This window comes from uncultured Sphingomonas sp. (genome assembly GCF_964237335.1).
Classification (GTDB): domain Bacteria; phylum Pseudomonadota; class Alphaproteobacteria; order Sphingomonadales; family Sphingomonadaceae; genus Sphingomonas.
The window spans coordinates 52833-77296 of record NZ_CAXSHM010000010.1; the positions used below are offsets into that span (position 1 = coordinate 52833).

Annotated in this window: 27 protein-coding genes; 17 read left to right on the forward strand and 10 right to left on the reverse strand. The window is 69.9% G+C overall.

From position 1 onward, the window contains the following. Positions 1-11 precede the first annotated feature (11 nt). From ACFE65_RS07250 to ACFE65_RS07265, 4 genes are all read left to right on the forward strand, one after another. Positions 12-830, forward strand: coding sequence for an inositol monophosphatase family protein (locus ACFE65_RS07250; RefSeq protein ID WP_375381678.1), 819 nt, complete (start codon positions 12-14; stop codon positions 828-830). A 230-nt stretch (positions 831-1060) separates the two neighbouring features. Further along, entirely contained in the window at positions 1061-1507 is a 447-nt protein-coding gene (locus ACFE65_RS07255) for a PadR family transcriptional regulator (protein ID WP_375381679.1), read from the forward strand. After that, positions 1504-2088, forward strand: coding sequence for a hypothetical protein (locus ACFE65_RS07260; RefSeq protein WP_375381680.1), 585 nt, complete (start codon positions 1504-1506; stop codon positions 2086-2088). The genes ACFE65_RS07255 and ACFE65_RS07260 overlap by 4 nt, the downstream gene beginning before the upstream one ends. Positions 2089-2169: 81 nt before the next feature. Next, entirely contained in the window at positions 2170-2538 is a 369-nt protein-coding gene (locus ACFE65_RS07265; protein ID WP_375381681.1) for a hypothetical protein, read from the forward strand. A 201-nt stretch (positions 2539-2739) separates the two neighbouring features. On the opposite strand, the gene ACFE65_RS07270 is transcribed toward ACFE65_RS07265, so the two are convergent. After that, positions 2740-3198: a hypothetical protein gene (locus ACFE65_RS07270; protein WP_375381682.1), complete on the reverse strand. Its 459-nt coding sequence runs from the start codon at positions 3196-3198 to the stop codon at positions 2740-2742. Positions 3199-3370: 172 nt separating this feature from the next. Continuing rightward, entirely contained in the window at positions 3371-5503 is a 2133-nt protein-coding gene (locus tag ACFE65_RS07275) for an AsmA family protein (RefSeq protein WP_375381683.1), read from the reverse strand. A 149-nt stretch (positions 5504-5652) separates the two neighbouring features. On the opposite strand from ACFE65_RS07275, the gene rpmI reads away from it, so the two are divergent. The 4 genes from rpmI to ACFE65_RS07295 all read left to right on the forward strand — a co-directional run bounded on the left by rpmI (position 5653) and on the right by ACFE65_RS07295 (position 10216). Beyond that, the gene (gene rpmI / locus ACFE65_RS07280; protein WP_375381684.1) at positions 5653-5856 is read left to right on the forward strand and encodes a 50S ribosomal protein L35; all 204 of its coding nucleotides are present in this window, start codon (positions 5653-5655) and stop codon (positions 5854-5856) included. Between the two features lie 23 nt (positions 5857-5879). Then, positions 5880-6254, forward strand: a complete 375-nt coding sequence (rplT, locus tag ACFE65_RS07285; RefSeq protein ID WP_375381685.1) for a 50S ribosomal protein L20 — start codon at positions 5880-5882, stop codon at positions 6252-6254. Positions 6255-6482: 228 nt separating this feature from the next. Then, positions 6483-7634, forward strand: a complete 1152-nt coding sequence (gene pheS, locus ACFE65_RS07290; protein WP_375381686.1) for a phenylalanine--tRNA ligase subunit alpha — start codon at positions 6483-6485, stop codon at positions 7632-7634. After that, positions 7631-10216 (forward strand): phenylalanine--tRNA ligase subunit beta, encoded by a 2586-nt coding sequence (locus ACFE65_RS07295; RefSeq protein WP_375381687.1) that lies wholly within the window; start codon positions 7631-7633, stop codon positions 10214-10216. Before pheS ends, ACFE65_RS07295 begins: the two co-directional genes overlap by 4 nt. A gap of 49 nt (positions 10217-10265) precedes the next feature. Here the strand turns inward: ACFE65_RS07295 and ACFE65_RS07300 are convergent, their stop codons facing one another. Beyond that, entirely contained in the window at positions 10266-10703 is a 438-nt protein-coding gene (locus ACFE65_RS07300; RefSeq protein WP_375381688.1) for a hypothetical protein, read from the reverse strand. Positions 10704-10835: 132 nt separating this feature from the next. Beyond that, the gene (locus ACFE65_RS07305) at positions 10836-11177 is read right to left on the reverse strand and encodes an EthD domain-containing protein (protein WP_375381689.1); all 342 of its coding nucleotides are present in this window, start codon (positions 11175-11177) and stop codon (positions 10836-10838) included. An 85-nt stretch (positions 11178-11262) separates the two neighbouring features. Between ACFE65_RS07305 and ACFE65_RS07310 the strand changes: the two genes are divergently transcribed. Then, entirely contained in the window at positions 11263-11859 is a 597-nt protein-coding gene (locus tag ACFE65_RS07310; RefSeq protein ID WP_375381690.1) for a TetR/AcrR family transcriptional regulator, read from the forward strand. A gap of 94 nt (positions 11860-11953) precedes the next feature. Here the strand turns inward: ACFE65_RS07310 and ACFE65_RS07315 are convergent, their stop codons facing one another. After that, entirely contained in the window at positions 11954-12616 is a 663-nt protein-coding gene (locus ACFE65_RS07315) for a hypothetical protein (RefSeq protein WP_375381691.1), read from the reverse strand. 192 nt (positions 12617-12808) lie between these two features. Between ACFE65_RS07315 and ACFE65_RS07320 the strand changes: the two genes are divergently transcribed. The 3 genes from ACFE65_RS07320 to ACFE65_RS07330 are packed head-to-tail and all read left to right on the forward strand — an operon-like array spanning position 12809 to position 15398. After that, complete coding sequence (locus tag ACFE65_RS07320; RefSeq protein WP_375381692.1) at positions 12809-13726, forward strand: aldose 1-epimerase family protein; 918 nt, start codon at positions 12809-12811, stop codon at positions 13724-13726. Positions 13727-13779: 53 nt separating this feature from the next. After that, entirely contained in the window at positions 13780-14202 is a 423-nt protein-coding gene (locus ACFE65_RS07325; protein WP_375381693.1) for a 23S rRNA (pseudouridine(1915)-N(3))-methyltransferase RlmH, read from the forward strand. Between the two features lie 32 nt (positions 14203-14234). Continuing rightward, the gene (locus ACFE65_RS07330; RefSeq protein WP_375381694.1) at positions 14235-15398 is read left to right on the forward strand and encodes a murein hydrolase activator EnvC family protein; all 1164 of its coding nucleotides are present in this window, start codon (positions 14235-14237) and stop codon (positions 15396-15398) included. Between the two features lie 140 nt (positions 15399-15538). Here the strand turns inward: ACFE65_RS07330 and ACFE65_RS07335 are convergent, their stop codons facing one another. Genes ACFE65_RS07335 through ACFE65_RS07345 form a run of 3 tightly spaced genes read right to left on the reverse strand, consistent with a single transcriptional unit; the run spans position 15539 to position 17576 of the window. Further along, entirely contained in the window at positions 15539-16312 is a 774-nt protein-coding gene (locus ACFE65_RS07335; RefSeq protein ID WP_375381695.1) for a DsbA family protein, read from the reverse strand. A gap of 23 nt (positions 16313-16335) precedes the next feature. After that, positions 16336-17016 carry a DsbA family protein gene (locus ACFE65_RS07340; RefSeq protein ID WP_375381696.1) on the reverse strand — a complete coding sequence of 227 codons (681 nt, stop codon included), beginning with the start codon at positions 17014-17016 and terminating at the stop codon, positions 16336-16338. Beyond that, entirely contained in the window at positions 17016-17576 is a 561-nt protein-coding gene (locus ACFE65_RS07345) for a DUF721 domain-containing protein (RefSeq protein ID WP_375381697.1), read from the reverse strand. Before ACFE65_RS07345 ends, ACFE65_RS07340 begins: the two co-directional genes overlap by 1 nt. Before the next feature lie 26 nt (positions 17577-17602). On the opposite strand from ACFE65_RS07345, the gene ACFE65_RS07350 reads away from it, so the two are divergent. Genes ACFE65_RS07350 through nudC form a run of 3 tightly spaced genes read left to right on the forward strand, consistent with a single transcriptional unit; the run spans position 17603 to position 21128 of the window. Continuing rightward, positions 17603-18844, forward strand: a complete 1242-nt coding sequence (locus tag ACFE65_RS07350) for an A/G-specific adenine glycosylase (protein ID WP_375381698.1) — start codon at positions 17603-17605, stop codon at positions 18842-18844. A 5-nt stretch (positions 18845-18849) separates the two neighbouring features. Then, positions 18850-20256 (forward strand): serine hydrolase domain-containing protein, encoded by a 1407-nt coding sequence (locus ACFE65_RS07355; protein ID WP_375381720.1) that lies wholly within the window; start codon positions 18850-18852, stop codon positions 20254-20256. Further along, positions 20253-21128, forward strand: coding sequence for an NAD(+) diphosphatase (gene nudC, locus ACFE65_RS07360; RefSeq protein ID WP_375381699.1), 876 nt, complete (start codon positions 20253-20255; stop codon positions 21126-21128). Before ACFE65_RS07355 ends, nudC begins: the two co-directional genes overlap by 4 nt. A 135-nt stretch (positions 21129-21263) precedes the next feature. Here the strand turns inward: nudC and ACFE65_RS07365 are convergent, their stop codons facing one another. Next, positions 21264-22154, reverse strand: a complete 891-nt coding sequence (locus tag ACFE65_RS07365) for a prephenate dehydratase (protein WP_375381700.1) — start codon at positions 22152-22154, stop codon at positions 21264-21266. Positions 22155-22294: 140 nt separating this feature from the next. Between ACFE65_RS07365 and ACFE65_RS07370 the strand changes: the two genes are divergently transcribed. Continuing rightward, the gene (locus ACFE65_RS07370) at positions 22295-23041 is read left to right on the forward strand and encodes a c-type cytochrome (protein WP_375381701.1); all 747 of its coding nucleotides are present in this window, start codon (positions 22295-22297) and stop codon (positions 23039-23041) included. 23 nt (positions 23042-23064) lie between these two features. Here the strand turns inward: ACFE65_RS07370 and ACFE65_RS07375 are convergent, their stop codons facing one another. Continuing rightward, positions 23065-23673 carry a phosphatase PAP2 family protein gene (locus tag ACFE65_RS07375; protein WP_375381702.1) on the reverse strand — a complete coding sequence of 203 codons (609 nt, stop codon included), beginning with the start codon at positions 23671-23673 and terminating at the stop codon, positions 23065-23067. A gap of 69 nt (positions 23674-23742) precedes the next feature. Between ACFE65_RS07375 and trmB the strand changes: the two genes are divergently transcribed. Further along, positions 23743-24435, forward strand: coding sequence for a tRNA (guanosine(46)-N7)-methyltransferase TrmB (gene trmB, locus ACFE65_RS07380; RefSeq protein ID WP_375381721.1), 693 nt, complete (start codon positions 23743-23745; stop codon positions 24433-24435). Positions 24436-24464: the final 29 nt, after the last annotated feature.

The window sequence follows — 24464 nt, forward strand, 5'->3', positions numbered from 1 at the left end:
GGCGGCGGAGCATGCCCGTTTCCGTTTCCGACATCGCCCTCGCCCTTCGCCTCGCCGACGCGGCGGGGGCGGCGATCCGCCCCTGGTTCCGCCGGCTGGGCGACAGCGTGGAGCTGAAGGCCGACGCCTCGCCCGTGACGGCGGCGGACCGGGAGGCGGAGGCGGCGATGCGCCGGCTGCTCGACGCCGAAGCGCCCGGCGACGGCGTGATCGGCGAGGAATATGGCGAGAAACCGGGGATCACCGGCCGGCAATGGGTGCTCGACCCGATCGACGGCACGCACAGCTTCACCGTCGGGCGCGCGATCTTCGGCACGCTGGTGGCGCTCGTCGAGGACGGCTGGCCGGTGCTGGGCATCATCGACCAGCCGGTGCAGCGCGAACGCTGGCTGGGCGTGACCGGGCGTGCGACGACGCTCAACGGCGTGGCCATCCGGACGCGTCCGTGCCGCGCGCTCGCCGGCGCGACGATCGCGACCACCAGCCCGCACCTGTTCGAGGACGCCGACGTGCCGCGCTTCCTGGCGCTGGTCGGTGCGGTGTCGGGTGGCCGGCCGCGGCAGGGGCCGGTGTACGGCGGCGACTGCTACAATTACGGCCTGCTCGCGGCGGCCCACCTCGACCTGGTGTGCGAGAGCGGGCTCAAGCTCTACGACTTCGCCGCGCTGGTGCCGGTGGTGGAGGGCGCGGGCGGGCGGATGTGCGACTGGTCGGGCGAACCGCTGACCGCCGACAGCGCGGGCGACGTGCTGGCGGTGGGCGATCCCGCGCGGGTGGACGACGCGGTGGAGGCGCTGGCGGGCGGGGGCGGCGGGCACGAACATGGCTGAACGTCGGGCTGCGCAAAAGTAGGTAACAGTAGGTAACACCAAAGCAGATCGTCCCGCCGGCGCGCGGGGTAACGACCGGCGACCGGCGACCGCGGATGCGGGCAGGCTGAACCGAGGGGGCCGGCGATGCGAAAGAGCAGCCTGCGGCTCGCGCATGATCTCCAACATAGCAACGGCTAGCCGGCTTTCAGGCGACTGATGCTGCAGACCGCCTCCATCCCAGCTCAAGCATGAGAAGCGAGTGGGGCATATTACATACAAACCGGCTCGCTACCCTTGCATTGCAAGCATTCATCGGCCATTATCCTTGCATGGCAAGGCAATCTGATGAGTCGCAGAATGCGATCGGCAGGTGGGAGGTACAGTTGCGCAAAGGCGTTCTGGAGTTCGTCATCCTGCTGTCGCTCGGCGAACGCGAGCAATATGGGTTCGAGCTGATCTCCGGCATCGCCAAGCGCGCTGCGATCGATGTGCCGGAAGGAACGCTCTATCCGCTGCTTCTGCGCCTGGCGAAGGAGGGGTCGATCTCGTCCCGCCTCGCCGGGGGCGACGGGGGCGCACCGCGCAAATATTATGTCCTGACGACTCAGGGCCGGGAGCTTCTGCGCGGCATGATCCCGTCATGGTCGAAGCTTGCCGCTTCCGTCGATCGTCTGCTGCCAGGAGCATCCGCATGACCCCCGTTTTCACCGATCCTGCCGCGCGGCGTCGTTGGGGCGCATATTTCGCCGAGGTGCAGCGCCTGCTCGCGCGCGCCGGCACCGATGCGGTTGGCTTGCGCGATGATCTCGAAGCGCACGTCGCCGACAGTATGGCCGCATCGAGCGGCAGCGAACTGGCGCGCCTCGACAGGGCCTTGTCCCAACTCGGGCGACCGGCCGATTATCTCCGTCCGCTGCTCGCCGACGGGCTGATCGAGCGGGGGACGCGCCGCTATAGCCAGGTCACGATCGCACGCGGCCTATCCCATGCCGTCCTGGCGGGCTCGCGTCGGACGGCGATCGCGCTCGGGTTCGGTTTCGCCTATCTGTTGCTCGCCGTCTTCGCGGCCATGGCGATCCTCAAACCGCTGTGGGGCGAACATGTCGGCGTATTCCGCAACGCCGACGGGACGATCAGTGGCGGCATCGTCGCGCACACCGATGGTGCCCGGGAACTGCTAGGCTGGTGGTCGATCCCGATCGCGCTGCTGCTGGCGGCGCTGTTCTATGTCGCCTTGGCGAGAGGCGCGCGGGTTCTTGCGGCGGTTCGCGCCTGAGATCGCCGACGTTCGTTCGGATTGCGAATGGGATCACGTCCGGGATTTGAGCGCACCCGCTGAGGGTAGGAGGACGTGACGATGAATCACCTGTTGCGCGTCATGCTGTCGTTTTGTGCGGCAGCGGCCTCTACGTCGGCCTTCGGCATGCAGGTGAATCTGGACCCGGCTGGCGGTATGGCGAGTCTGAGAACTTCGTTTCCGTCGGCCGTACCTGCGCTCGACAAGCTAAAAACCTATGGACAGTGCGTGGTTGCAGGGGACTGCAAAGGCAGTCTTCGGTTTGTGCTCGCCTCCCGAGTAGAATCGACGGACAAGGAAGCACAGAGGCGGTTTGAAGAAATATCCTGGCTCTGTCAGCGGAGGACGTTCGTGTCAGACCGTTGGCTGGAGATAAAAGACATCAAGCTTTCGTCGATCGCGGATGCGCTCCGCGACGCCAAGCCGTGAAGACCGTCGTTAAGTGTATCGGAGCGATCTCAGACGTTGCGCATAGAGGCACGCGGACGCAGCATGCACCTCGAACAACTGTAACCCTCTGCTGATCGATACATCAGGATCAGGAGCGACCGCGACGGAACATGGTTCCTGCGCGTGCGATCTGGAACGTCTCACATCGGTAGTGAGCCGGTCCGCCGCGAGGCCACGTCCTCAATCAGGTGCCGCTGGCGGTGTCGGCGGCGCGACGATGGGGGTGGAGACCGCGCGGTGCGCTTCGGTAATTGCGGCGCGAAGCACCATCGGGCGATGATCCTGTCCAAACCGACCGACCTGATCCCGACAGTGCTGGAAAGCAGCGCGATAGGGACGAGGGTCCTGCCAGTTCTTCGTCTGCGCCAGAAGGTAGGCGTTGCCGCCATCGGGTGTCGCGCGCAACACGCATCGTCCCCAGGCAGCCGCTCGACGAATGTCATCCTGTTCGCCGTCCGGTCGCCACGCGTCTGGCGTCGTAAGACCGGCTCGATGGGTATCTACCCGCGCTTGATTAGTGATCGCGCCGTTGATCCCGCCGGCATCAATGCGCGTCTGATAAGCGAAGCCGTACCCCGTCTGAGCTGATGTCTCGCCGGCCACGCCGAACAGCAGGACTCCAATCAGCGCTAACCGCATCGTTTCCTCCAGATTTGACCGACTACTAAGTGACGAACAGATTGGTCGAGTCGACGAACGTTAGCATATCTACTCTATTGACCAGATTTCAGACAACACAGACCATTTGGAAGCCCGTCAGCGTTCCTTCATCCGTCTCATCCATGTGCCCGCTTCCAGGAAGACCGTCGGCTCAGAAAATCCCCAGGAACTTCTTGCGCGGCAGCTTGGTCGATGTGCTGCCGTCGCCCACCGCCTTCAGCGGGTCGCCCTTCGTCGTGCGCTGCGCCGAGGCCGTCGCGCCGGCCAGCACCGGGCCGCAGGCGGCCGCCTTCGCGTTGCCGGTGTCCACGAACGCCAGGATCGCGGCGGGCGGCGTCGCCAGGAGGCCCAGGCTGATCGCCGCGCCCGCGCGGCCGACCAGCTGCTTGCTGATGACGTTCAGTTTGGGCTTGGCGAAATAGCCGTCGATGCCGACCGGCGACTGGCCGGAGAACAGCGAGAACTTCTTGGCGTCGGCGCGGAAGGCGAAGTTCAGGCTCTCGTTGTGGAACGAGAAGCCGCCGCGGCCGAGCATCACGTTCTTGGCGGTATCGATCACGATCGGGTCCGCCGCGCCGACGCCGCCCCGGACGGTGAAGGCGATCAGCCCGCAGTTGATCTCGACCGGCTTGTTGAGGTCCCCCTGGAACATCCGCTGCGCGAAGACGCCGAAATCGAGCTCGGCGAGCTGGATGTTGCGGGTCGAGGAATGGCCCTGCGGCAGGACGAAGGCGATCCTACCGTGCGAGGTCGCCAGCCACGCGGCGAAGCTGTCGCCATCGCCGACCAGGTTGATGTGACCCTTCACCGTGCCGGTCGTCCCGGCCTCGGACACGCCCCAGCCGGCGAGCAGATGGCCCATGGGGGTGGGCGAGAGGCGGAAGTCCGTCACCCAATGTGCCGGGCGGCGGCGCGCGTCGATCGTCCATGTCGAGGCGACAGTGCCACGTGACATGGTGAAATCGAGCGGCTTCATCGTCAGCAGCCGGTCGTCGAGCTTCAGCGTCAGGCCGATGTCCGACAGCGGCACGCGGCGCGAGCGCACGATCGCGACATGCCATTTCAGGTCCGCATCGAAATTGCCGAAATCCGCGACCGGCAGCGGGGTGTTGGGCAGCAGCCGCGGCGTTGCCTGACTCTGGCCCGAGGCGGCGGCGACGCCGACCGTCGCGACCAGATCGGGATCGTAGCCGATGAACGGCGCGGCATCGACGATGTCGAGCCGCCGGGTGGTCAGGTTCGCGTCGAGATGGACGCGCGGCTCGATCGCCTCGACGATCAGCGTGCCCGCGAGATCGCTGGCACCGAACCGGCCGACGAGGTTGGTGAAGGCGTAGGTGGTGCCTGTGTTCACCATCGTCGACCGCAGCGTGTAGGTGCGGGTCGGCGGCAGGACGACGCCGATGATGCGGAACAGCTCCGCCATGTTGCGCCCGCGCGCGGTGACGGCGAGCGGCACGCCGTCGAAGTCCGCGAGGCTGGGGAGCGTGCCGTGGACGGTCAGGTGGTTGTGTGCGGCGTCGGCGTCGAGCGCGAGCTCGTTCCGGCCGCGCCCGACGGTGGCGTTGGGGGACAGCAGCGCGCCGGTCGCGGTGAACGGCGTCGTCCGCACGCGGCCGGTGACGTCGAAATGCACCGCGCCGTCGATATGCGCGTCCGCCGAGCGGATCGTCTGCACGGTCACGTCGGCGGAGAGCGGCAGCTTGGGGTCACGATAGCGGACGGTGGTGCCCGCGACCTGCGCCTGGTCGATGACGGGCAGGACAAACGGCTTGCCGTGCTTGTCCGGGTCGCCGAACGTCCAGCTGTTGCTCTTGCGGTCGGGGCTCCATTCGAGGTCGGCGGCGCCGTTGCGGACGTCCATCCAGCGGAAGTGGCGCCGGCCGAAGATCAGCGACAGCGGCCGGATCATCGCCTCCGCGCGATCCGCCTGGAACAGGTTGGGGCGGCTCGTGTAGCCGGGGTTGGAGATCGTCAGCCCGTCCGCGAGGAAATGCAGGTCGAACGGATCGAAATAGAGCTGGAAATCGCCGCGCACGGTGACGGTGCGGTCAAGCGCGCTGCCCGCCAGCCGCTCGAACGTCGGCTTCAGGAAGCGGCCGTGGGTGACGAACAGCACCGCCCAGGCGAGGACGAGGATACCGAGCAGGCTGGCGAGGATCGCGACGGGGATCGCGACACCATGGTGGAGCGGGCGCTTCGGGTTGGCGCTCGGCCCGGCACTGGACGCCACGCCGGGTCCTGCGCTGGGCACAGAAAGGTCGCGGTCCGGCACGCGCGGCATTCCCCCCGATACGGTTCACACGCCGGGCCCGGCGGTTGCCAAGCACGACAAGGGAGCGTATGCGCGCGCCTTTCCGCGACTGCAAGTGGGACTGCCCGGCCAGTGTGGGCTGCCGCGGCTGTCCCTGTCGCGAACATGAGGAGACCAAAATGCCCAAGCTCAAGACCAAGAGCGGCGTCAAGAAACGCTTCAAGCTGACCGCCACCGGCCTGCTCAAGCACGGCGTCGCCGGTAAGCGCCACCGTCTGCTCCACCACAATGGCAAGTACATCCGCCAGAACCGCGGCACCAAGTTGCTCGCCAAGTCCGACACCGCCGCCGTCAAGGCGTGGGCGCCGTACGGGCTCGGTTGATCAAGACGGATAGGAGCAGATAGATGGCACGCGTCAAACGGGGTGTTACCACCCACGCCAAGCACAAGAACATCCTCGAACAGGCGAAGGGCTATCGCGGCCGTCGCAAAAACACGATCCGCGTCGCGCGGCAGGCGGTCGAGAAGGCCGGCCAGTACGCGTATCGCGACCGCAAGGTGAAGAAGCGCACGTTCCGCGGCCTGTGGATCCAGCGCATCAACGCCGGCGTCCGCGCCGAGGGGCTGACGTACAGCCAGTTCATGCATGGGCTGAAGCTGGCGGGCGTCGAGCTCGACCGGAAAGTGTTGGCCGATATCGCGATGCACGAGGGCGGTGCCTTCACCGCGATCATCGCGCAGGCGAAGGCGGCCTTGCCGCAGGAGCAGGCGGCGGCTTGATCCCCGCGCTGGCGTGATGACAGGGGCGCTGGTGGCGACACCTGCGCCCTTTTCGTTTGGGCGGTTATTTATACCCCGATTCGCTCCCCCACACCGTTCAGGCTGAGCTTGTCGAAGCCCTGTCCTTTCTACTAACCGCCCCGCAGAAGAAGGGCAGTGCCCTTCGACTGACTGCCAAGGCAGTCGCTCAGGACGGGCTTCGACAAGCTCAGCATGAACGGGTATGTGATGACTGACCTCAGCTCCGTGGAATCTTATTTGCCGCAGATCGTCGCGGCCCCGGATCTGACCGCGCTTGAAAGCCTGCGCATCGCAGCGCTGGGCAAGCAGGGCGAGGTCACCGTGCTCCTCAAGACGCTGGGCAAGATGAGCCCGGAGGAGCGGCAGGCGCGCGGCCCAGCGATCCAGGCGCTGCGCGAGGCGGTGACGGGCGCGATCGCCGATCGCCGCGAAACGCTGGAGCGGGCCGCGCTCGACGCGAGGCTCGCCGCCGAGACGCTCGACATGACGCTGCCGGTCGATGCGCCACCGACGGGCAGCGTCCACCCGGTCAGCCAGGTGATGGACGAGCTGGCGGAGATCTTCGCCGACCTGGGCTTCGCGGTCGCGACGGGGCCGGAGATCGAGACGGACGAGAACAACTTCGACAAGCTCAACATACCCGCGAGCCATCCCGCACGTGCGATGCATGATACCTTCTACTTCGAGCAGAATGCGAGAACGGCCGACGGGTCGGCCCAGTCGAACCCGATCGACGGCGGCTTGGCCGGCGTCGAGGCCCGCCGCATGCTCCTCCGCACGCACACGTCTCCGGTGCAGGTGAGAACCATGCAGGCCGTCGCCGACCGCACCAACGGGCGCGGCGAGCCGATCCGCATCATCGCGCCGGGCCGCACCTACCGCTCCGATTCGGACTCGACGCACACGCCGATGTTCCACCAGGTCGAGGGGCTGGTGATCGATCGCGGCATCACGATGGGCCACTTGAAATGGACGCTCGAGACGTTCCTGCGCGCCTATTTCGAGCGTGACGACATCGTGCTGCGCCTCCGCCCGAGCTATTTCCCGTTCACCGAGCCCTCGGCGGAGGTCGACGTCGGCTACACGCTGACGAAGGGCAAGCGGGTGATTGGAGGGTCGGACGGCTGGATGGAGGTGCTGGGCAGCGGCATGGTCCACCCGCGCGTCATTGCCGCCTGCGGGCTCGATCCCGCTGAGTGGCAGGGCTTCGCGTTCGGCTGCGGGATCGATCGGCTGGCGATGCTGAAATACGGCATGGACGACCTGCGCGCGTTCTTCGACGGCGACGTGCGCTGGTTGCGGCACTACGGTTTTTCGGCCCTCGACGTGCCGACGCTTTCCGGGGGTATCTCGTCGTGAAGTTCACCCTCTCCTGGCTCCGCGACCATCTCGACACCGACGCCGACGCGGGCGCGGTGGCGGACGCGCTGACCCGCATCGGGCTGGAGGTGGAAGGCGTCCACAACCCCGGCGCGGCGCTGGCGGCGTTCCGCATCGCCCGCGTGCTGGCGGCCGCACCGCATCCGCAGGCCGATAAGCTGCAGGTGCTGAGCGTCGATGCCGGAGACGGCCCCACGCAGGTCGTGTGCGGCGCGCCCAATGCGCGCGCGGGGCTGGTCGGCGTGTTCGGGCCGCCGGGGGCGTACGTGCCGGGCAGCGGCATCACTCTGAAGGTCGCCGCGATCCGCGGCGTCACATCGAACGGCATGATGTGCTCGACACGCGAGCTGGAGCTCGGCGAGGAGCATGACGGGATCATCGAACTGGCCGCCGATGCGCCGGTAGGCGCGGCCTATCCGGCGTGGGCGGGGCTGGACGATCCGGTGTTCGACGTGTCGGTGACCCCCAACCGCCAGGACTGCATGGGCGTCCGCGGCATCGCGCGCGATCTCGCGGCGGCGGGGCTGGGGGTGTTGCGGGACCTGGAGGCGGTGGTGGCCAAGCGCCTTGCCTCCGCCTCCGTTCAGGCTGAGCTTGTAGCTGAACATCTCTCTTCCTCCGTTCACCCTGAGCTTGTCGAAGGGCTGCCTTCTTCTTTGAAGGAGAAGGACAGTGCTTCGACAACCTCAGCATGGTCGGGGGCGGGGGACCGAGCGGGGGCGGGTCTCAACATCCGCACCGATGACCCCTCGGGCTGCCCCGCATTCTTCGCCCAGGCCGTTTCCGGCGTCGTCAACGGCCCGTCGCCCGAGTGGATGCGCAGGCGCCTCCTCGCGATCGGGCAGAAGCCGATCGGCGCGCTGGTCGACGTCACCAATTACCTGATGTTCGATCTCGGCCGACCGTTGCATGTCTACGACCGCGCGGTGCTTTCGGGCCCGCTGGTCGCGCGGCGGGCGCGGCCCGGCGAGAGCGTCGTCGCGCTCAATGGCCGCCGCTATGCGCTTACGCCGGGCATGACCGTCATCGCCGACGACGTGGCTGTCCACGACATCGGCGGGATCATGGGCGGCGAGCATTCGGGCGTGGCGGCGGCGACCACCGACGTGCTGATTGAATGCGCGTTCTTCGATCCCGATTCGATCGCGCGCACCGGCCAGGCGCTCGCGCTGACCAGCGACGCGCGCAGCCGGTTCGAGCGCGGGGTCGACCCGGCGTTCCTCGACGAGGGACTGGCCATCGCGACCCGCTACGTCGTCGCGCTGTGCGGCGGCACGGCCAGCTCCGTCACCCGCTCGGGCGAGGCGCCGCTCGGGACCCGCAGCTACGCCTATGACCCCGACCTTGCCGAGACGCTGGGTGGCTTGGCCGTCGCGCCGGAGCGGCAGCGGGCGATCCTGGGGTCGCTCGGGTTCGCCGTCAGCGACGGCTGGCAGGTCACGCCACCCACCTGGCGCCGCGACGTCGACGGCCCGGCCGATCTGGTCGAGGAGGTGATCCGCATCGAGGGGCTGGACAAGGTCGCCTCCGTGCCGCTGTCACGACCAGAGGGCGTCGCCCGCCCGACCGCCACGCCTGCGCAGAAGCAGGAGCGTCGCACCCGCCGCGCCGCTGTCGCGCGCGGGCTGGACGAGGCGGTGACGTGGAGCTTCCTGTCCGCGCGAGAGGCCGATGCGTTCGGCGGCGCGGCCTGGGTGCTCGCCAACCCGATCAGCGAGGAACTGCGCGCGATGCGTCCGTCGTTGTTGCCGGGGCTGTTGTCGGCCGCCGCGCGCAACCAGAAGCGGGGTGCGGGCGGCGTCAGGCTGTTCGAGATCGGGCGGCGTTACCTGATGGGGCAGGACGGCCTGTCCGATGAGCGCGCGACGTTGGGCCTCGTCCTCGCCGGCGACCGCCGCTCGCGGGGGTGGCGCGAGGGCAAGGCGGCGGCCTTCGACGCGTTCGACGCGAAAGCGGAGGCACTGGCGCTGCTCGCCGCCGCCGGCGCACCGATCGATAATCTGCAGGTGATGCCTGTCCCGAGCGGGGTCGAGGGACCTGTCCCGAGCGGGGTCGAGGGTGGGGGAGCCGGGTCCACGTGGCACCCGGGCCAGTCCGGCACGCTGCGGCTCGGGCCCAGGACGGTGCTGGCCGCCTTCGGGATGCTCCACCCCAACACGTTGAAGGCGTTCGACCTCGACGATCCGGTCGCGGCGGCGGAACTATACCTGGACGCGATCCCGGTCCCCAAAGACAAGAGGCGCGGGGCGGGGCCGATGCGCGCCCCCTTCGCACCGCCGGCGCTCCAGCCGGTCCGCCGCGACTTCGCCTTCACCGTGCCTGCGGGCCTCACCGCCGACACGCTGCTGCGTAGCGTTCGCGGCGCCGACAAGGCCAGCATCACGGCCGCGCGCCTGTTCGACCTGTTCGAGCGCGCCAGTGAAGAGGGGGCCGTCCGCTCGATGGCGGTGGAGGTGACGCTGCAACCCGGCGACAAGAGTTTCACCGACGCGGAGCTGAAGGTGATCGCCGACAAGGTGGTCGCCGCGGCGGCGAAGCAGGGCGCGGTGTTGCGGGGGTAGGGACGGGAGCGCATCGGTCGATGGCGTCGGTTGTCGCCACCAGCAGTCCTTAGCCGCTGGAACGACGGTCGACCCCGCCCGAGTTGCGGTATTTCGCCGTGATGTCATTGGCAAAATTACCTGTCTCCTCAACAAGATGCTTGCGCACGAAGTGGTTGTTGCCGACCATCGCGCCTGCTGCCGTCACCCAACCGGGCGCATCGAAGCCGATGGAACAGTGCAACTCGGACGCATCGTCACCGGCGGGCGCGACGGTCATGTCCCACCAGACGTGCATGGTGAAGGGCACCAGATGGACCAGAAAACCCTCGCTTGCGGCGGAGACGAAATGGATATGATCGGGCAGCGCCGTCTCGGTACGATAGTGCTGCACGATCAGCGTGCCCGCGATCTCCTCGACGTTGATGAGACCGAGACGCTTGGCGCCACCGATGACGCCCATTGCGTGATGGCCCTTGGCACAGGCGCGATATTCCTCGTCGGTCATCGCGAAGATCCACTCGCCAAGGTCGACGGCACTCGTCGGAACCGGCAGCGGAACGGTGTGGGTGAACTTCATCGGTCGACCTCTGGTATCTAACCGGCCAAATGCGCCGCAACCGGCGGTCGGCGGTGCGGATCAGGCGACGGGGTTCTCGGTCGAAACCACGAAATCGCAGGCGTGAAGATCGAGGAACGACTCTTCGTCCGGTCTGATCTTCTCGAGGTACACCGGATCGGAAAAGCAGCGGGCGAGCGCGTCCACGTCGTCGAACCAGAGTTCGGTGATGCCATCGTATTTGGTCGGCGGCATGCCCGGCAGGCTCGCGTCGATCGCGTGCTGCTGGACATAGCGGCGAACCGTCTGCTGCACGACCGGCACCGACATGAACAGCGCCGCGTGCCGGTTGCGATGGTGGTCGATGAACTCCTCGCGGGTCAGCGACGGTTTGCGGGTGAGAAGAATAGTGAACTTGATCATGTCAGTCTCCAGGTGGGATTGCCACCGGACGGCGTGTTCGGCACCACCAATGTATGCAGGGCATACTAAGATGCAAGAGGCGGCATTGGACGGCGACAAGGCCTATCATCATGGAACCCTCCGGCGCACCCTTCTGGAAGACGCGGCCGTCTTGCTGAACGAAGGCGGGCAGGACGCCCTGTCGTTGCGGGCGCTTGCGCGGCGGGCGGGCGTCTCCCCGCGAGCGCCCTACCGCCACTTCGCCGACAAGGAAGCGCTGCTGACCGCGCTGGCAGCGGAGGCCTTCGCCGCGTTCGGAGAGGCGCTCGCGAGGGCGGATGCTGCGGCCGAACCGGGTCGGGAGCTGGAAGCACAGGCGATCGCCTATGTTCGCTTCGGGCTGGAGGCGCCCGGCCGGTTCAGGTTGATGTTCGGACCGCGCCGGGTCGTGGCGGACGAGGAGTTGGCCCTCGCAAAGCAAGGGGCGTTCGGCGTCCTTCAGGCTCGCGTCGATGTGCTCGCCGGCGCGAATGACGACAGCCGCGCGCAAGCCGTGGGCTATTGGTCGCTGGCCCACGGCCTGACGGTGCTGTTCCTGGACGGTCGCGTCCGCGACGAACTGGACGGGAGCGAGGACGAGATCATCCAGCGCGTGACGAGCGCCACGCTGCGCGTCGCGCAATCGCCGCAGTCCAGTCGCTGACAGTTCAGCAACGCTCGGGACCCGAGCCGCGCGGGGTACATCCGGCGCGGCCCGATCCACCGGTAGCCCTCGCCATGGCGGCCGGTCGCGTGGATCAGGCCAAGCCGCTCAGGACCAGGCCGCTGCTGGCGCTGGTGGTGCCGCTCGGCGAGTAGCTGTCGGTCGGCGTGACGCTGACGCGCAGTTTCTCCAGCAGCGCGATCATCTTATCGAGCTGGTCGGTGGCGGTGGTGCTCGTGCTGTCCGTCGAGGTGCCGGCCGTGCTGCCGGGCGCGGCGGTGAGGGACAGGGTGTCGCTCGAGTCGTCCGTGGACGGGTCGGTCGGCGGCGGGGCGCCGTGCGCGTGATGCATGTGGCCGCCATGGACGTGGCCTGCACCGCCCGCCCCTTGGGCGCCCGACACGCCCTCGATCGAGCCGTCCGAGCCGCTCGCGTCCGTCGGCGACGCCCCGCCTGCACCGGGCGCTCCCTGCGCGAAGAAGCTCTTCAGCTCGCTCGCCTGATCGTCGGTCAGCTTGCCCGCGCTCGTCTGCGCGTCGATCAGCGAGCCGATCCGGTCCTTCATCGACGTGCCCACCGTCGACGACCCCGAGGACGCGAGCGACGAACCGATGCTGTCGAGCGCGCTGCCGAGCGCGGTCTGGTCGGTGGCGCTGATCGTGCCGGCGCTGGCGGCGGCGGCGATGCGCGCGTTCATCTGCGTGCGGGGCGACGACAGCGAGGCCGTCAGGCTCGATGTCGTGGACAGGTCGGTCATGGAAGGGGCTCCTGGTCACACCGGCACGGGCCAGTATCGTGAGGATGACAGGGCAAGATTACGATCAGCCTAATCGGCTGGTAGCGATCCGGTGTCGGATGACGATTTGTCGCGGCCTCGTAGCCGGACGCACCGGAGCCCGCCCGAGCCCCGCGCGTTCACCGGCCGACCTTTCCGCTCCGAGGATGTGCCATGACCACCGACCGCCAGATGATCGAGATCGCCAGCGACCAGCTATCCGCCGCGATCAACCCTTATGGCGCGGAGCTGACGCACCTGCGCGATGCGCAAGGGCGGGCGCTGATGACGGACGCGGACCCGGCGTTCTGGACCGGCCATGCGCCGATCCTGTTCCCGGTGATCGGCGTCACCAACGGCTCCAGGATCCGCATCGGCGACCGCGACTATCCAATGGCCAAGCACGGCTTCGCGCGCCACTCGCTGTTCGACGTGGTGCAGGCGGAGCCAGGGCGGGCGGTGTTCGAGCTGACCGACAGCGACGAGACGCGCGCCTCCTATCCGTTCGCGTTCCGGCTGGAGATCGGGTTCCGCATCGACGGCCCGACGCTGACCGTCGAGGCGCGGATCGAGAACCGGGATGCCGGCTATCTGCCCGCGCAGTTCGGCTTCCACCCCGCCTTCGCCTGGCCGCTGCCCTATGGCGAGCCGCGCGGGGCGCATCGCATCACCTTCGAGCGGGACGAGCCGGGCGAGCTGCGCACGATCGCGCCCGACGGCCTGATCGCCGCCGGGCGCCGGGCCAGCCCGCTTTCTGGCCCGCTCGCCGCCAGGCGCGAGCTGTTGCTGGCCGACGCGCTGTTCGCGAACGACGCGCTGGTGTGGGACCCGATCCACTCGCAGTCCGTCACCTATGGTGCGGCGCAGGGCCCGGTGCTGGAGGTGCGCTTCCCCGACACGCCGCGGCTGGGCGTGTGGACCAAGCCCGCGCTGCCTGACGGCGAGGGCCCCCATTTCGTGTGCATCGAGCCATGGCATGGCATCGCCGATCCGGAGGGCTTCACCGGCGTCTTCACCGAGAAGCCAGGCGTCTTCGAGATCGCGCCGGGGGACGAGAAGCGCATGGGCTGGAGCGTGACGCTGCGGGGGTAGGTTTGGCGGGGAGGATCGTTGTACGCAGCCAACACCGATTGTAGCTTCGCACCATGCTCCTCCACCTCCTCGCTCGCGGCAGGATCGGCCGGTCGCCGGAGGCGGAGCTGGTCGACCGTTACCTGAAGCGCATCGCCTGGCCGACACGCGTCACCGAACTGCCCGATCGCGGCGGACGCGTTCCCGAGCCGGCCGGCGAGATGCGCCGCGTGCTGCTGGACGAGACGGGCGAGATGCTGAGCTCGGTCGCCTTCGCCGAGCGGCTCGGGCGGTGGCGAGATGCCGGCGTGCGGGAGGCGCGGTTCGAGCTCGGCGCGGCGGATGGCTTCGACGATGCGGCGCGTGGGCACGCGGACCTGCTGCTGTCGTTCGGGCGGCTGACCTGGCCGCACCTGCTGGCGCGCGCGATGCTGGCCGAGCAACTGTGGCGCGCGACCAGCATCCTTGCCAATCACCCCTATCATCGCGAGGGATAGCGGATGCGGGGGTGGGCGCCTTGAACGGATGGATGGCGCCGATCGTGGTGGGAGCAGGCGCGCTGGCCGCGGTCGCCGCGCTCGCCGTGCCCTCCGCGGCGCCGCCCGGCCCGACGGTGGCCGAACAGCGGCAGCGGCTGGTCGCGGCGCGCGCCGCCGCCGCCGCCGCCGCCGTCCGGGTGGAGGAGACCCGCCGCGCCGCCTCGGTCGAGGCCGGGGCCGCCGCCCATGCGCGCGCGCAGAAGCTGGCGGTCGCGGCCGAGGTCGAGGCGGCGCAGGCGGACCTCGCGACCGCGCAGGTGCGGGTCGCGCTCGTCGGGCGGCTGCTGGGCGAGCAGCGCGAGCGGCTGGCGGCCGGGCAGGCGCCGGTCGCGCGGCTGCTCGGCGCGCTGCTGTCGCTCGCGCGGCGGCCGGCGCTGGCGGGGATCGCGCAGCCCGGATCGGTCGACGACCTCGTCCACCTGCGCGCCGTGCTGGGCAGCGCGGTGCCGGTGATCCGGGCACGGACGCAGGGTGTGCGGGCGGAGATCGATCGGACCCGGCGGCTGGAGGGCGACGCGACGCTGGCGGCGACTGCGCTCGCCGACACGCGCGTGACGCTCGACCGGCGACGCACCACGCTCGCCGCGCTTGAGACGCAGCATGGCGCGCGGGCGGACGCGCTCGGCCGGACCGCGCTGACGCAGAGCGACCGGGCGATCGCGCTCGGCGAGCAGGCGCGCGACATCGTCGACGCGATCGCCGACGCGGGCGGGCAGCAGGCGACGCTCGCGGAGCTGGAAACGCTGCCGGGGCCGCCGACGCCGTCCGTCGAGGGTGGAGAGCCATCGATCCCGCTCGCCTACCGCCTGCCGGTGACGGGTCGTCTCGCCACCGGCTTCGGCGAGCTGTCCGCCGCCGGGGTGCGCGCGCGCGGGCTGACGCTGGCAGTGGCGCCGGGCGCGCCGGTGGTGGCGCCGGCGGGCGGCCGGATTGCCTATGCCGGCCGGTTCCGCGGTTTCGGCGCGATCGTGATCGTCGACCATGGCGCGGGCTGGACCAGTCTGGTCACCGGGTTGGGTGCGGTGGGCGTGACGCGCGGCGCGACCGTGGCGGCAGGAGCGCGGCTGGGGACCGCGCCGGCGGGTGACACGCCGCTGGTGACGGTGGAGCTACGCCGACGCGGTCGGCCGGTCGATCCGGTGGGGTTGCTGTAGTCCTGTCTGTCAGGCTGGTTCAGCTCCGCTGAACCAGCGCGGCACCGGCCCGCTCCCCCACCCGACCTCCCACAGCGTATCCTGATTGGGAGGTCGGGTGGGGGAGCGGGCCGGTGCCGCATCCGCGTGAGCGGATCAGATCACGCCCCCGCCGCCTTCAGCGCCTGCTCGATCTGCGGCCAGACCACCTGGTTGTCGAGCTTCTGTCCGTTGAGAATGAACGTCGGGGTGCCGTTGATCTCGAGATCGTCCATCGCGTGCTTGGTCAGCGTCGTCACCGCCTCGATCCGCTTGGGATCGGCGAGGCAGGCGCGGGCCTGGGTCTCCGACAGGCCGTGCTGCTTCATGAAATCGACGTAACCGAGCTTGTCGACCCACATCGTCGCGCCCGCGACCGGGCTCACGGCCTGGACCTGGCTCACGAAGGCCTGGTCCTTCGAGATCCCCTCCAGCTTCTCGAGGAACGGCGGCTGGCCGACGTACATCGCCTCCAGGATCGGGAAGAACGGCTGGGCCCCGGCGCACTGGCCGAGCAGCGCGACGCCGAGATCGGGGGCGTGGACCATGAAATCGCGGAACTCGTAGGACACCTTGCCGGCGGTGACGTATTTCTCCTCCAGCGGGCGCATCCCCGTCTGGCCGAACGCGCCGCAAGTGGGGCAGGTGCGCGAGCCATATTCGACCAGCTTGATCGGCGCATCGGGGTTGCCCATGCGGAAGCCGCCCTCCGGTGTCCGCGAGACGACGTCCGTCCACTTCTGCCCCGCCGGCGGGTGCGCGGTGGTCTGGGCGCCCCCTCTGCCAGCGGCGGCGGCGGCGACCGGCACGGTGCCGTTGGTGACGTCGGGACCCTTGCTGCACGCGGCGGCCAGGAGCAGCGCCGTCGCGGCGACGAACAGGCGGATGGGCATCATGCGTCGGGTCTCCGGGAGGAAGGTCAGTGCGCGCCGGCGGCGCGGAGTTGGGGTTCGAGGCTCGCCCAGGTGGCGCTGCCGACCGACTTGCCGTCGAGGATGAACGACGGCGTGCCCTGGATCTCGTTCGACGCCTTCAGGCTGGTGGCGATCACCGCCTCGAGGTCCGCCTGGTTGGCGAAGCAGCGGTCGATCGCCGCCGGCGTCAGCCCGCCGGCGGTCCGCGCGATCTCGGACAGGCCGGAGCCGTCGGCGAGCGCACGGAGCCGCGCCATCACCGGATACAGGTTGATGCGCGCGCCGTTCGCCTCCTGCCAGTCGGCGCCGCGCTCGAACCACTGGAGCTGCTGCGCGAACAGCGCGTCGGCGAAGGCGGGGTAGCGCGGGCCGACGCAGCGCGCGAGCAGGGAAGCGGAGAGGTCGAGCGGCTGGTTCGCCACCGGCCGCACCTCGACGCTGGTCGAACCCGAGCGAACCCACTGCGCCTGCAACGTCGCATGCGAGGCGGCGGTGAAGGCCGCGCAATGCGGGCAGGTGTAGCTGACATATTCGACCAGCTTCACGCGCGCGGCGGGGTTGCCGACCAGCACCGCGCCGGTGGCGGTGCGGCCCGCGACCTGGCTCCAGTCGCGGATCGGAGCGGCGGCGACCACACCGGCCAACGCGCCGGCGAACACCACGCCAGCGAGTTTCAGCGGCCGCATCAGCGCACCCGTCCGAGCACGGGCACCGCGACCGGCGCGGCGGGGGATTGCGCGGCGACGCCGGCGGCGAGCGATTCGAGCACGGCCTTCAGCTCCGGGTCGGCGATGGTGCGCAGGCTGCCACCCAGCTCGAACCCCTGGAAGTCGGCGGGCGCGGGCTTCAGCGACGGCGGCGCTCGGCGGGTGGGGGCACCCGCCACCTCGCCCTGCCGGATCGTGATCCGCGCGACCGCGACATAGCCGAAGAACCGGTTCACCCGCTCCAGCAGTTCGGGCACGATATGCTGCATCATCGGCGCATGCGCGCCGCGCACCACCAATGTCAGCACGCCGTCCGCCTTCTTGCCGGCGGGGAAGCGGATCGACTCGGGCTGGCTGACGCCGGCGAGCTTCGCGCCCGCGATCTCGGGCCAGCGGCTAACGATCGCGCCCTGCACGAAGCCGAAGCGCCGGAACGCGGCGCGGCCGATGTCGGGCAGCAGCTCGGCAACCTGGCGCGACCGGTTGGCGCGTGGGGGTTCGTCGGTCTTGCCATCTGGACTTCGGATGCGCTTGCTCATTATCCGCCCCATGCCATAGCGCGGGCGTGCCGCTCAAGCGCCCATCCCCGATCCCGCACAAAAGCGCAGCGGCGCAGTTGCTCGCCTGGTACGATGCGCACGCCCGTGTGCTGCCGTGGCGTGCGCCGCCCGGAGAGGCCCCCGATCCATACCGCGTCTGGCTGTCGGAGGTGATGCTCCAGCAGACGACGGTCGCGACCGTCCGCCCGCGGTTCGAGGCATGGGTGGCGCGCTGGCCCGACTTCGCGAGCCTGGCCGCCGCCGACGAGGGCGAGGTGATGGCCGCCTGGGCCGGGCTCGGCTATTACGCGCGTGCCCGCAATCTGGTGGCGGCCGCTCGCGTGGTGACGGCGGAGCATGGCGGGCGGTTTCCGGATACGGAGGAGGCGCTGCGCGCGCTGCCGGGGCTGGGCGCCTATACCGCCGCAGCGGTGGCGGCGATCGCGTTCGGCCGGCGCGCGGTGGTGGTCGACGCGAACGTCGAGCGGGTGGTGGCGCGGCTCGCGGCGATCGACGTGCCGCTGCCCGGCGGAAGGGTGGCGATCCGCGCGGCGGCGGACGCGCTGACGCCCGAGCTGCGCGCGGGCGATTTCGCGCAAGGGATGATGGATCTGGGCTCCGGCATCTGCACGCCGCGGCGCCCACGCTGCCTGCTGTGCCCGTTGCGCGAGGCGTGCGCGGGGTTCGCGACGGGACAGCCCGAGCGGTTTCCGGTGAAGGCGAAGAGGGCGGAGCGGCAGCTGCGATATGGGACGGTGTTCTGGGTGGAGCGAATGCTTAACGGTTCAAACCCTATTCTTCCTGATCCAACTCCGATCCTTAACGGTCCAAAACCCGTTCATGCTGAGCTTGTCGAAGCACTGTCCTGCCTCTCGAAGAAAGGCAGCCCTTCGACAAGCTCAGGACGAACGGGAGAGGGGGCGCCGACTTGCGAACCAACTTGGGGCAGAAGTTCGATCCTCCTCGTCCGCCGTCCGCCCAAGGGCCTGCTCGGCGGGATGCGGGCTCTGCCGACCGGGCCGTGGGTCGACGCGCCGCCCGGCCTCGCCGGTGCGCCCGTCGACGCGGACTGGCGCCTGCTGCCCGGAACCGTCGAGCACGGCTTCACCCACTTTCGCCTCCAGCTCGCGCTTGCGGTGGCGCGAGTGCCGGGCCATGCCTTGCCTGGCGCGGACGGCGAGTGGTGGCCGGTCGACGATCTGGGCGCGGCCGGGCTGCCGACCATCTTCGCGCGAGCGGCGCAGGCGATACGGGAGCGACTGGCATGACGACGATGCGGCGGGTGATCTCGGGCTTGGTTGGCGCGGCGCTGATCGCGTCGGCCGGGTGGGCGCAGGTCGCGCCGCGACCGATGCCGCAGATCCGGCCGCCGGTGCCCGCTCCCCCGATAGTGCGGGTTCCGGAGTCCCCGCCACCCGAGTTTAATGCCCGAAATCTGCTGCCCGCCACGACGGCGTTGTACCAGGCCTATGTCCGCGACGGCCGTGTACCCGGCATCGTCGGCGCGTTCGCAGTCAGTGATTACCCCACGCTCTACGTCTCCGCCGGCGGCATTTCGGCGGAGCCCGGCGCGTCGGCAGCCGGCCCCGACAGCCTGTGGCGCGTCTATTCGATGACCAAGCCCGTCACCGCGATGGCGGCGATGATCCTGATCGAGGAGGGCAAGATCGGCCTCGACGATCCCTTGTCCAAATACTTTCCCGCCTTCGCGCACATGCGGGTGATGACCGATCCCGACCGGTCGCTTGCCAGCCGCCCCGCGACGCACCCGATCACGATCCGCGAGCTGCTGACCCACACTGCCGGGCTCGGCTATTCGATCGTCACCAAGGGGCCGCTGCTGCACGAGTACGAGCGGCTGGGCATCGTCCCGTTCGCGAGCGACACCGGCACCGAAGCCAAGCTCCGCCCGACCCGGCCCGCGACGCTCGCCGAGTTCGCTAACCGCGTCGCCACTCTGCCGCTGATCGCGGAGCCCGGGACGAAGTGGAGCTATTCCATCGGCCTCGACGTGATGGGTGCGGTGATCGAGCGCGCGAGCGGCATGCCGTTCGATGCGTTCGTCCAGGCGCGGCTGTTCGGCCCGCTGCGTATGACGGATAGCTGGTGGCAGGTGCCGGCCGCCGCCGCGCCGCGGCTCGCGACCGTCTATGCCTATCTTGGCGACACGCGCACCGTGCTCGATCCCGGCGTGACGTCGGTGTTCCTCCAGCGGCCAAGCTTCCCTTATGGTGGCGCAGGCCTGGTGACGAGCGCGCGCGATTACGACCGGTTCCTGCACATGATCGCGAGCGGCGGCATCCTCGATGGCGTGCGCGTGCTCAAGCCCGAGACGGTGGCGCTCGCGACGTCCAACCTGCTGCCGCCGGGCGTCTTCTTCCGCGGCATGTCGGGCGATGGCACCCCGAACGGCTTCGGCGCCGGCGGATCGGTGACGCTCGCCGACGGGCCGGGCGGCTTTCCCGGCAAAGGCACCTATGGCTGGAGCGGGGCGGCGGGTACGCTCGCCTGGGTCGATCCGGTGCGGCATTTCCGCGGTACGGTGATGGTCAACTATTTCCCCGCCGATCGCGTGCCGCTGCGCGTCGAGACCGCCCGCGCGCTGGCGGCGGACTCGCGTAACACGTTTTCCGCCGAAATGCGGAAGCTCACCGAAGCAGGACCAGGGACCAACCGATGATCCAGCCCGGCTTCACCGGCGGCACGCTCGATCGCGCGGACCGGCTGCGCCACGACGCGGACGGGCTCGCGGCAGCGTTGGCGGACCCGCGCGCGCGGCTGCTGGCGATGCGACCCGGCTGGGAGCCGGCGCTGGAGGAGGACGACCGGCTCGGCTGGACGGGTCTCGACGGCGCACCGGACGGCGCCGATCTGCTGCTGCTCGGGCTGGAGGCTGACGGCAGCGCGCGTGTCGTCGCGCTGACGGGGGCGGAGGGTGGAAGCCCTTACCGGTCGCCCGCGCTGATGGCGGCGCTCGCGCGGCTGCGGCCCGGCGAGGCGGCGATCTATGCCGCCGCGCGCTCGCTGCTCCACTGGCACTCGCGCAACGGGTATTGCGCCAATTGCGGCCATGCCACGGCCATGTTCCGCGCCGGCTGGGGGCGCAAATGCCCCAACTGCACCGCCGAGCATTTTCCGCGCACCGACCCCGTCGTCATCATGATCGCCGAACACGACGGCCGCGCGCTGCTCGGCCGCCAGCCGAGCTGGCCGCCCGGCCGCTATTCCGCGCTCGCCGGTTTCCTGGAACCGGGGGAGTCGATCGAGGAGGCGGTGGCGCGCGAGGTGGGCGAGGAAACCGGCGTCCGCGTGTCGGGCGTACGCTACGTCGCCAGCCAGCCCTGGCCGTTCCCGCACTCGCAACTGATGATCGCCTGCGTCGCGCAGGCGGAGGACGACGCGATCACGCTCGACGTCCACGAACTGGAGGACGCGATCTGGGTACCCCGCGACGCGGTACGCCGGGTGCTGGCGGGCGGCGAGGGTCCGTTCATCGCGCCGCCGCCCTATGCGATCGCGTGGACGCTGTTGAGCGAGTGGGCGGGAGGTTAGCCCTCTTCCGTCACCCCGGGCTCGACCCGGAGTCCCGCTTCTACCCGTCCGCCGGCAGTTAAGCTGGACCCCGGCTCAAGCCTGTCCTGAGCGACGCCGCAGGCGGCGTCGAAGGGGCCGGGGTGACGGAAAGGCTCATCCCCGCTCGCGGGCTTGGCGATATGTGCCCAACAGCCGCACCCGTTTGCTGTGGAAGCCCAGTTCCTCGATCGCGTGGTCGAACGCGGGCTCGCCGGGGCGGCCGGTGACGTCGGCGTAGAACTCGGTCGCGGCGAAGCTCGCGCCGTGCTGGTAGCTTTCGAGCTTGCTCATGTTGACGCCGTTGGTCGCGAAGCCGCCCAGCGCCTTGTACAGCGCGGCCGGCACGTTGCGCACCTCGAACACCAGGGTCGTCATCCACGGACCGTCGCCGAGCGGCGGGCGGCCGCCGCGCGCGAGCGTGACGAAGCGCGTGGTGTTGTGGCCCGCGTCGGCGATGTCGGTCGCGAGCAGATCCAGCCCATAGAGCGCCGCCGCACCGGGCGGGGCGAGCGCCGCGAGTGCCGGGTCGCCGCGCTCCGCCACCACCGCCGCCGCGCCCGCGGTGTCGGGATAGGTCACGGCTGAGATGCCGTGCGCGCGCAGCCAGTGGCGGCATTGGCCGAGCGCCTGCGGATGGCTCATCGCTTCGCGCACGTCGTCCCGTGCGCCTAGCCCCATCAGCGCATGGCGGATCGGCAGGAAGTGCTCGCCGGTAATGACCAGGCCCGACTCCGGCAGCAGGAAGTGGATGTCCGCCACCCGCCCGTGCAGCGAGTTCTCGATCGGGATGACGGCGCAGTCGGCGCGCCCCTCCTTCACCGCATCGATTGCGTCGGCGAAGTCGAAGCACGGCAGCGGCAGCCCGTCCGGAAACGCTTCTGCCACCGCGACATGGCTGTTGGCGCCCGGCGCGCCCTGGAACGCGACCGCCCGGCCTGGGTCGGCGGCGGCGGCGGCGGTCATCGCCGCGACGAGCGGGCGGGCGGGCGCGGCATAGTCTGACATGGGTCGCGACGCGGTACCGATCCGCTCCCGGCCCGGCAAGCATGCTCGCTCGCCGCTCTCGCGTCTCCCCGGCGAGCATGCTTGCTCGCAACCCTTGCTCTATGTATCGAACGGCAACGCTAAGGGATATCGCCAGGGTCATGGACAATCGCACGAACACGATCGCCGGCTGGGCGCTGGGTGGCGCAGGGATCGCGCTGGCGCTGTCGATCGTGGGCGGCATGGCGTTCGAGGGGCGTCGGCCGGAGAAGATGGGCTATCCGATCGAGGGCGTGGCGGACGACAGCGGCGGCGGCGCGGCGGCCGAAGTGCCGATCGCCAGCCTGCTGCCCACCGCCGACGCCACCAAGGGCGCGGACGTGTTCAAGAAATGCGCCGCCTGCCACAACGTCGCGCAGGGCGGCGCCGCCGGCGTGGGCCCGAACCTGTACGGCGTGGTGGGCGATGCGATCGGCCAGGGCCGCGGCTTCCAATTCTCCGATGCGCTGGGCAAGATCGGCGGCAAGTGGGATTTCGACAAGCTCAACGCCTGGCTCACCAGCCCGCGCAAGTTCGCGCCCGGCACCAAGATGACGTTCGCCGGCCTCGGCAGCGCGCAGGATCGCGCCAACGTGATCCTGTACCTCAACCAGCAGGGATCGAACCTGCCGCTCCCACCGCCGTCGGCAGCGGGCGCGACCGCCGCCAAGCCGGACGGCGCGGCGGCTACGGCCGGCGCCAATCCCGCCAAGGGCACGACGGCGGCGGGCGCCGCCGCGATCAAGGCCGCCACGACCGGCTCGCCCACCGCCGACATGGGCAACATGGGCACGCCCGCGTCGGGCGCACCGTCGGTTGATCCCGCCGCGACCACGCGCGGCGCGCTGGCGAAGGGTAGCGGCAAGTAGCCTAGACGCCGGTCGCCGGCTCGTCAGGCGACCATGGCGGGCGACGGCCGCGGCGCGTTGTCTAGATAGCCGAACGCGCGATCCACCAGCGCCTCGGCCAGCCAGCCGACCGCCGCGCCGACCGCGACGTCGCCCAGATAATGATGCCCGCTCGGCGCCTGCGCGACCGCGACGAAGGCGGTTGCGAGCGCGGCGGGAACGGCGATGCCGTCGATCTCGCGCGTCGCCGCCCGCGCCACCGCGACGGCGCCCGCGGTGTGGCCGGAGGGAAAGGACGTCAGTTCGTGGTCGTTGCGATCGCCGGCGCGGAACCGATCGTCGCCGGTCTCGAGCGCGTGCCCCGGCCGCGAGCGTTCGACCAGGCGCTTGACGACCGCCTTGGCCGCCGTCGCGGCCACCTCCGCCGCCAGCATCCGCGTGCCGCCGCGCACCAGATCGCGCCGGCCGATGAAGCCGCCGACGGCGATCGTCGCGATTGATAGCGATACCAATTGCGGCTGATCCGCCACCTCCGCGAGCCAGCCGAGCGTCCGGGCGACGGGATGGTCGCGATGGCGGGCGAGCCGGTGCGAGACCGCCTTGTCCGCGCGGAGGAGGGCGTCGCCGACGCCGGTCAGATCGAAGTCCATCATGGACGGATAACGCCACTGCCGCCCGGATGCTCCGCGCGCTAGAGGGCGGCAATGACCGACGCGAGCGCCATCCACGACCCGACCACGATCGGTCGCCTGTACGGCCGGCGGCAGAGCCACCGGCTGCGCGCCGGGCAGGAGGCGCTGGTGGAAGATCTGTTGCCGCGGCTATCGGTGCCCGAGGCGGGGCCGCTCGATGCCGCATCGCTGTTCGGGCGCGCCATCGACCCTGGCGCGCCGCTGGAGCTGGAGATCGGCTTCGGCGGCGGCGAGCATCTGGCGGCGCAGGCGGCGGCGCGGCCGGACACGGGCTTCATCGGCTGCGAGCCGTTCCTGAACGGCGTGGTCCAGGCGCTCGCCCATGTGCGAGATGGAGCGCTCGCCAACGTCCGGCTGCACATGGGCGACGCGCTGACCGTGCTGGAGCGCCTGCCCGACGCATCGCTGCGGCGCGTGTACCTGCTCCACCCCGATCCCTGGCCCAAGGCGCGCCACGCCAAGCGCCGCATGGTCAACCCCGGCCCGCTCGACCGGATCGCGGCCAAGCTGGTGCCCGGCGGCGAGTTCCGGCTCGGCACCGACGATCCGACCTATTGCCGCTGGTCGATGATGGTGATGGACAGCCGCCGCGACTTCGCCTGGACCGCGCAAGGCCCGCGCGACTTCCTGGAACGCCCCACCGACTGGCCCGAGACGCGCTACGAACGCAAGGCGCGACGGCACGGGCACGAAGTGTGGTATTTCACCTATCGGCGGGTCTGACGGAGTGGCGGTATTGGTGGAGCAGGACT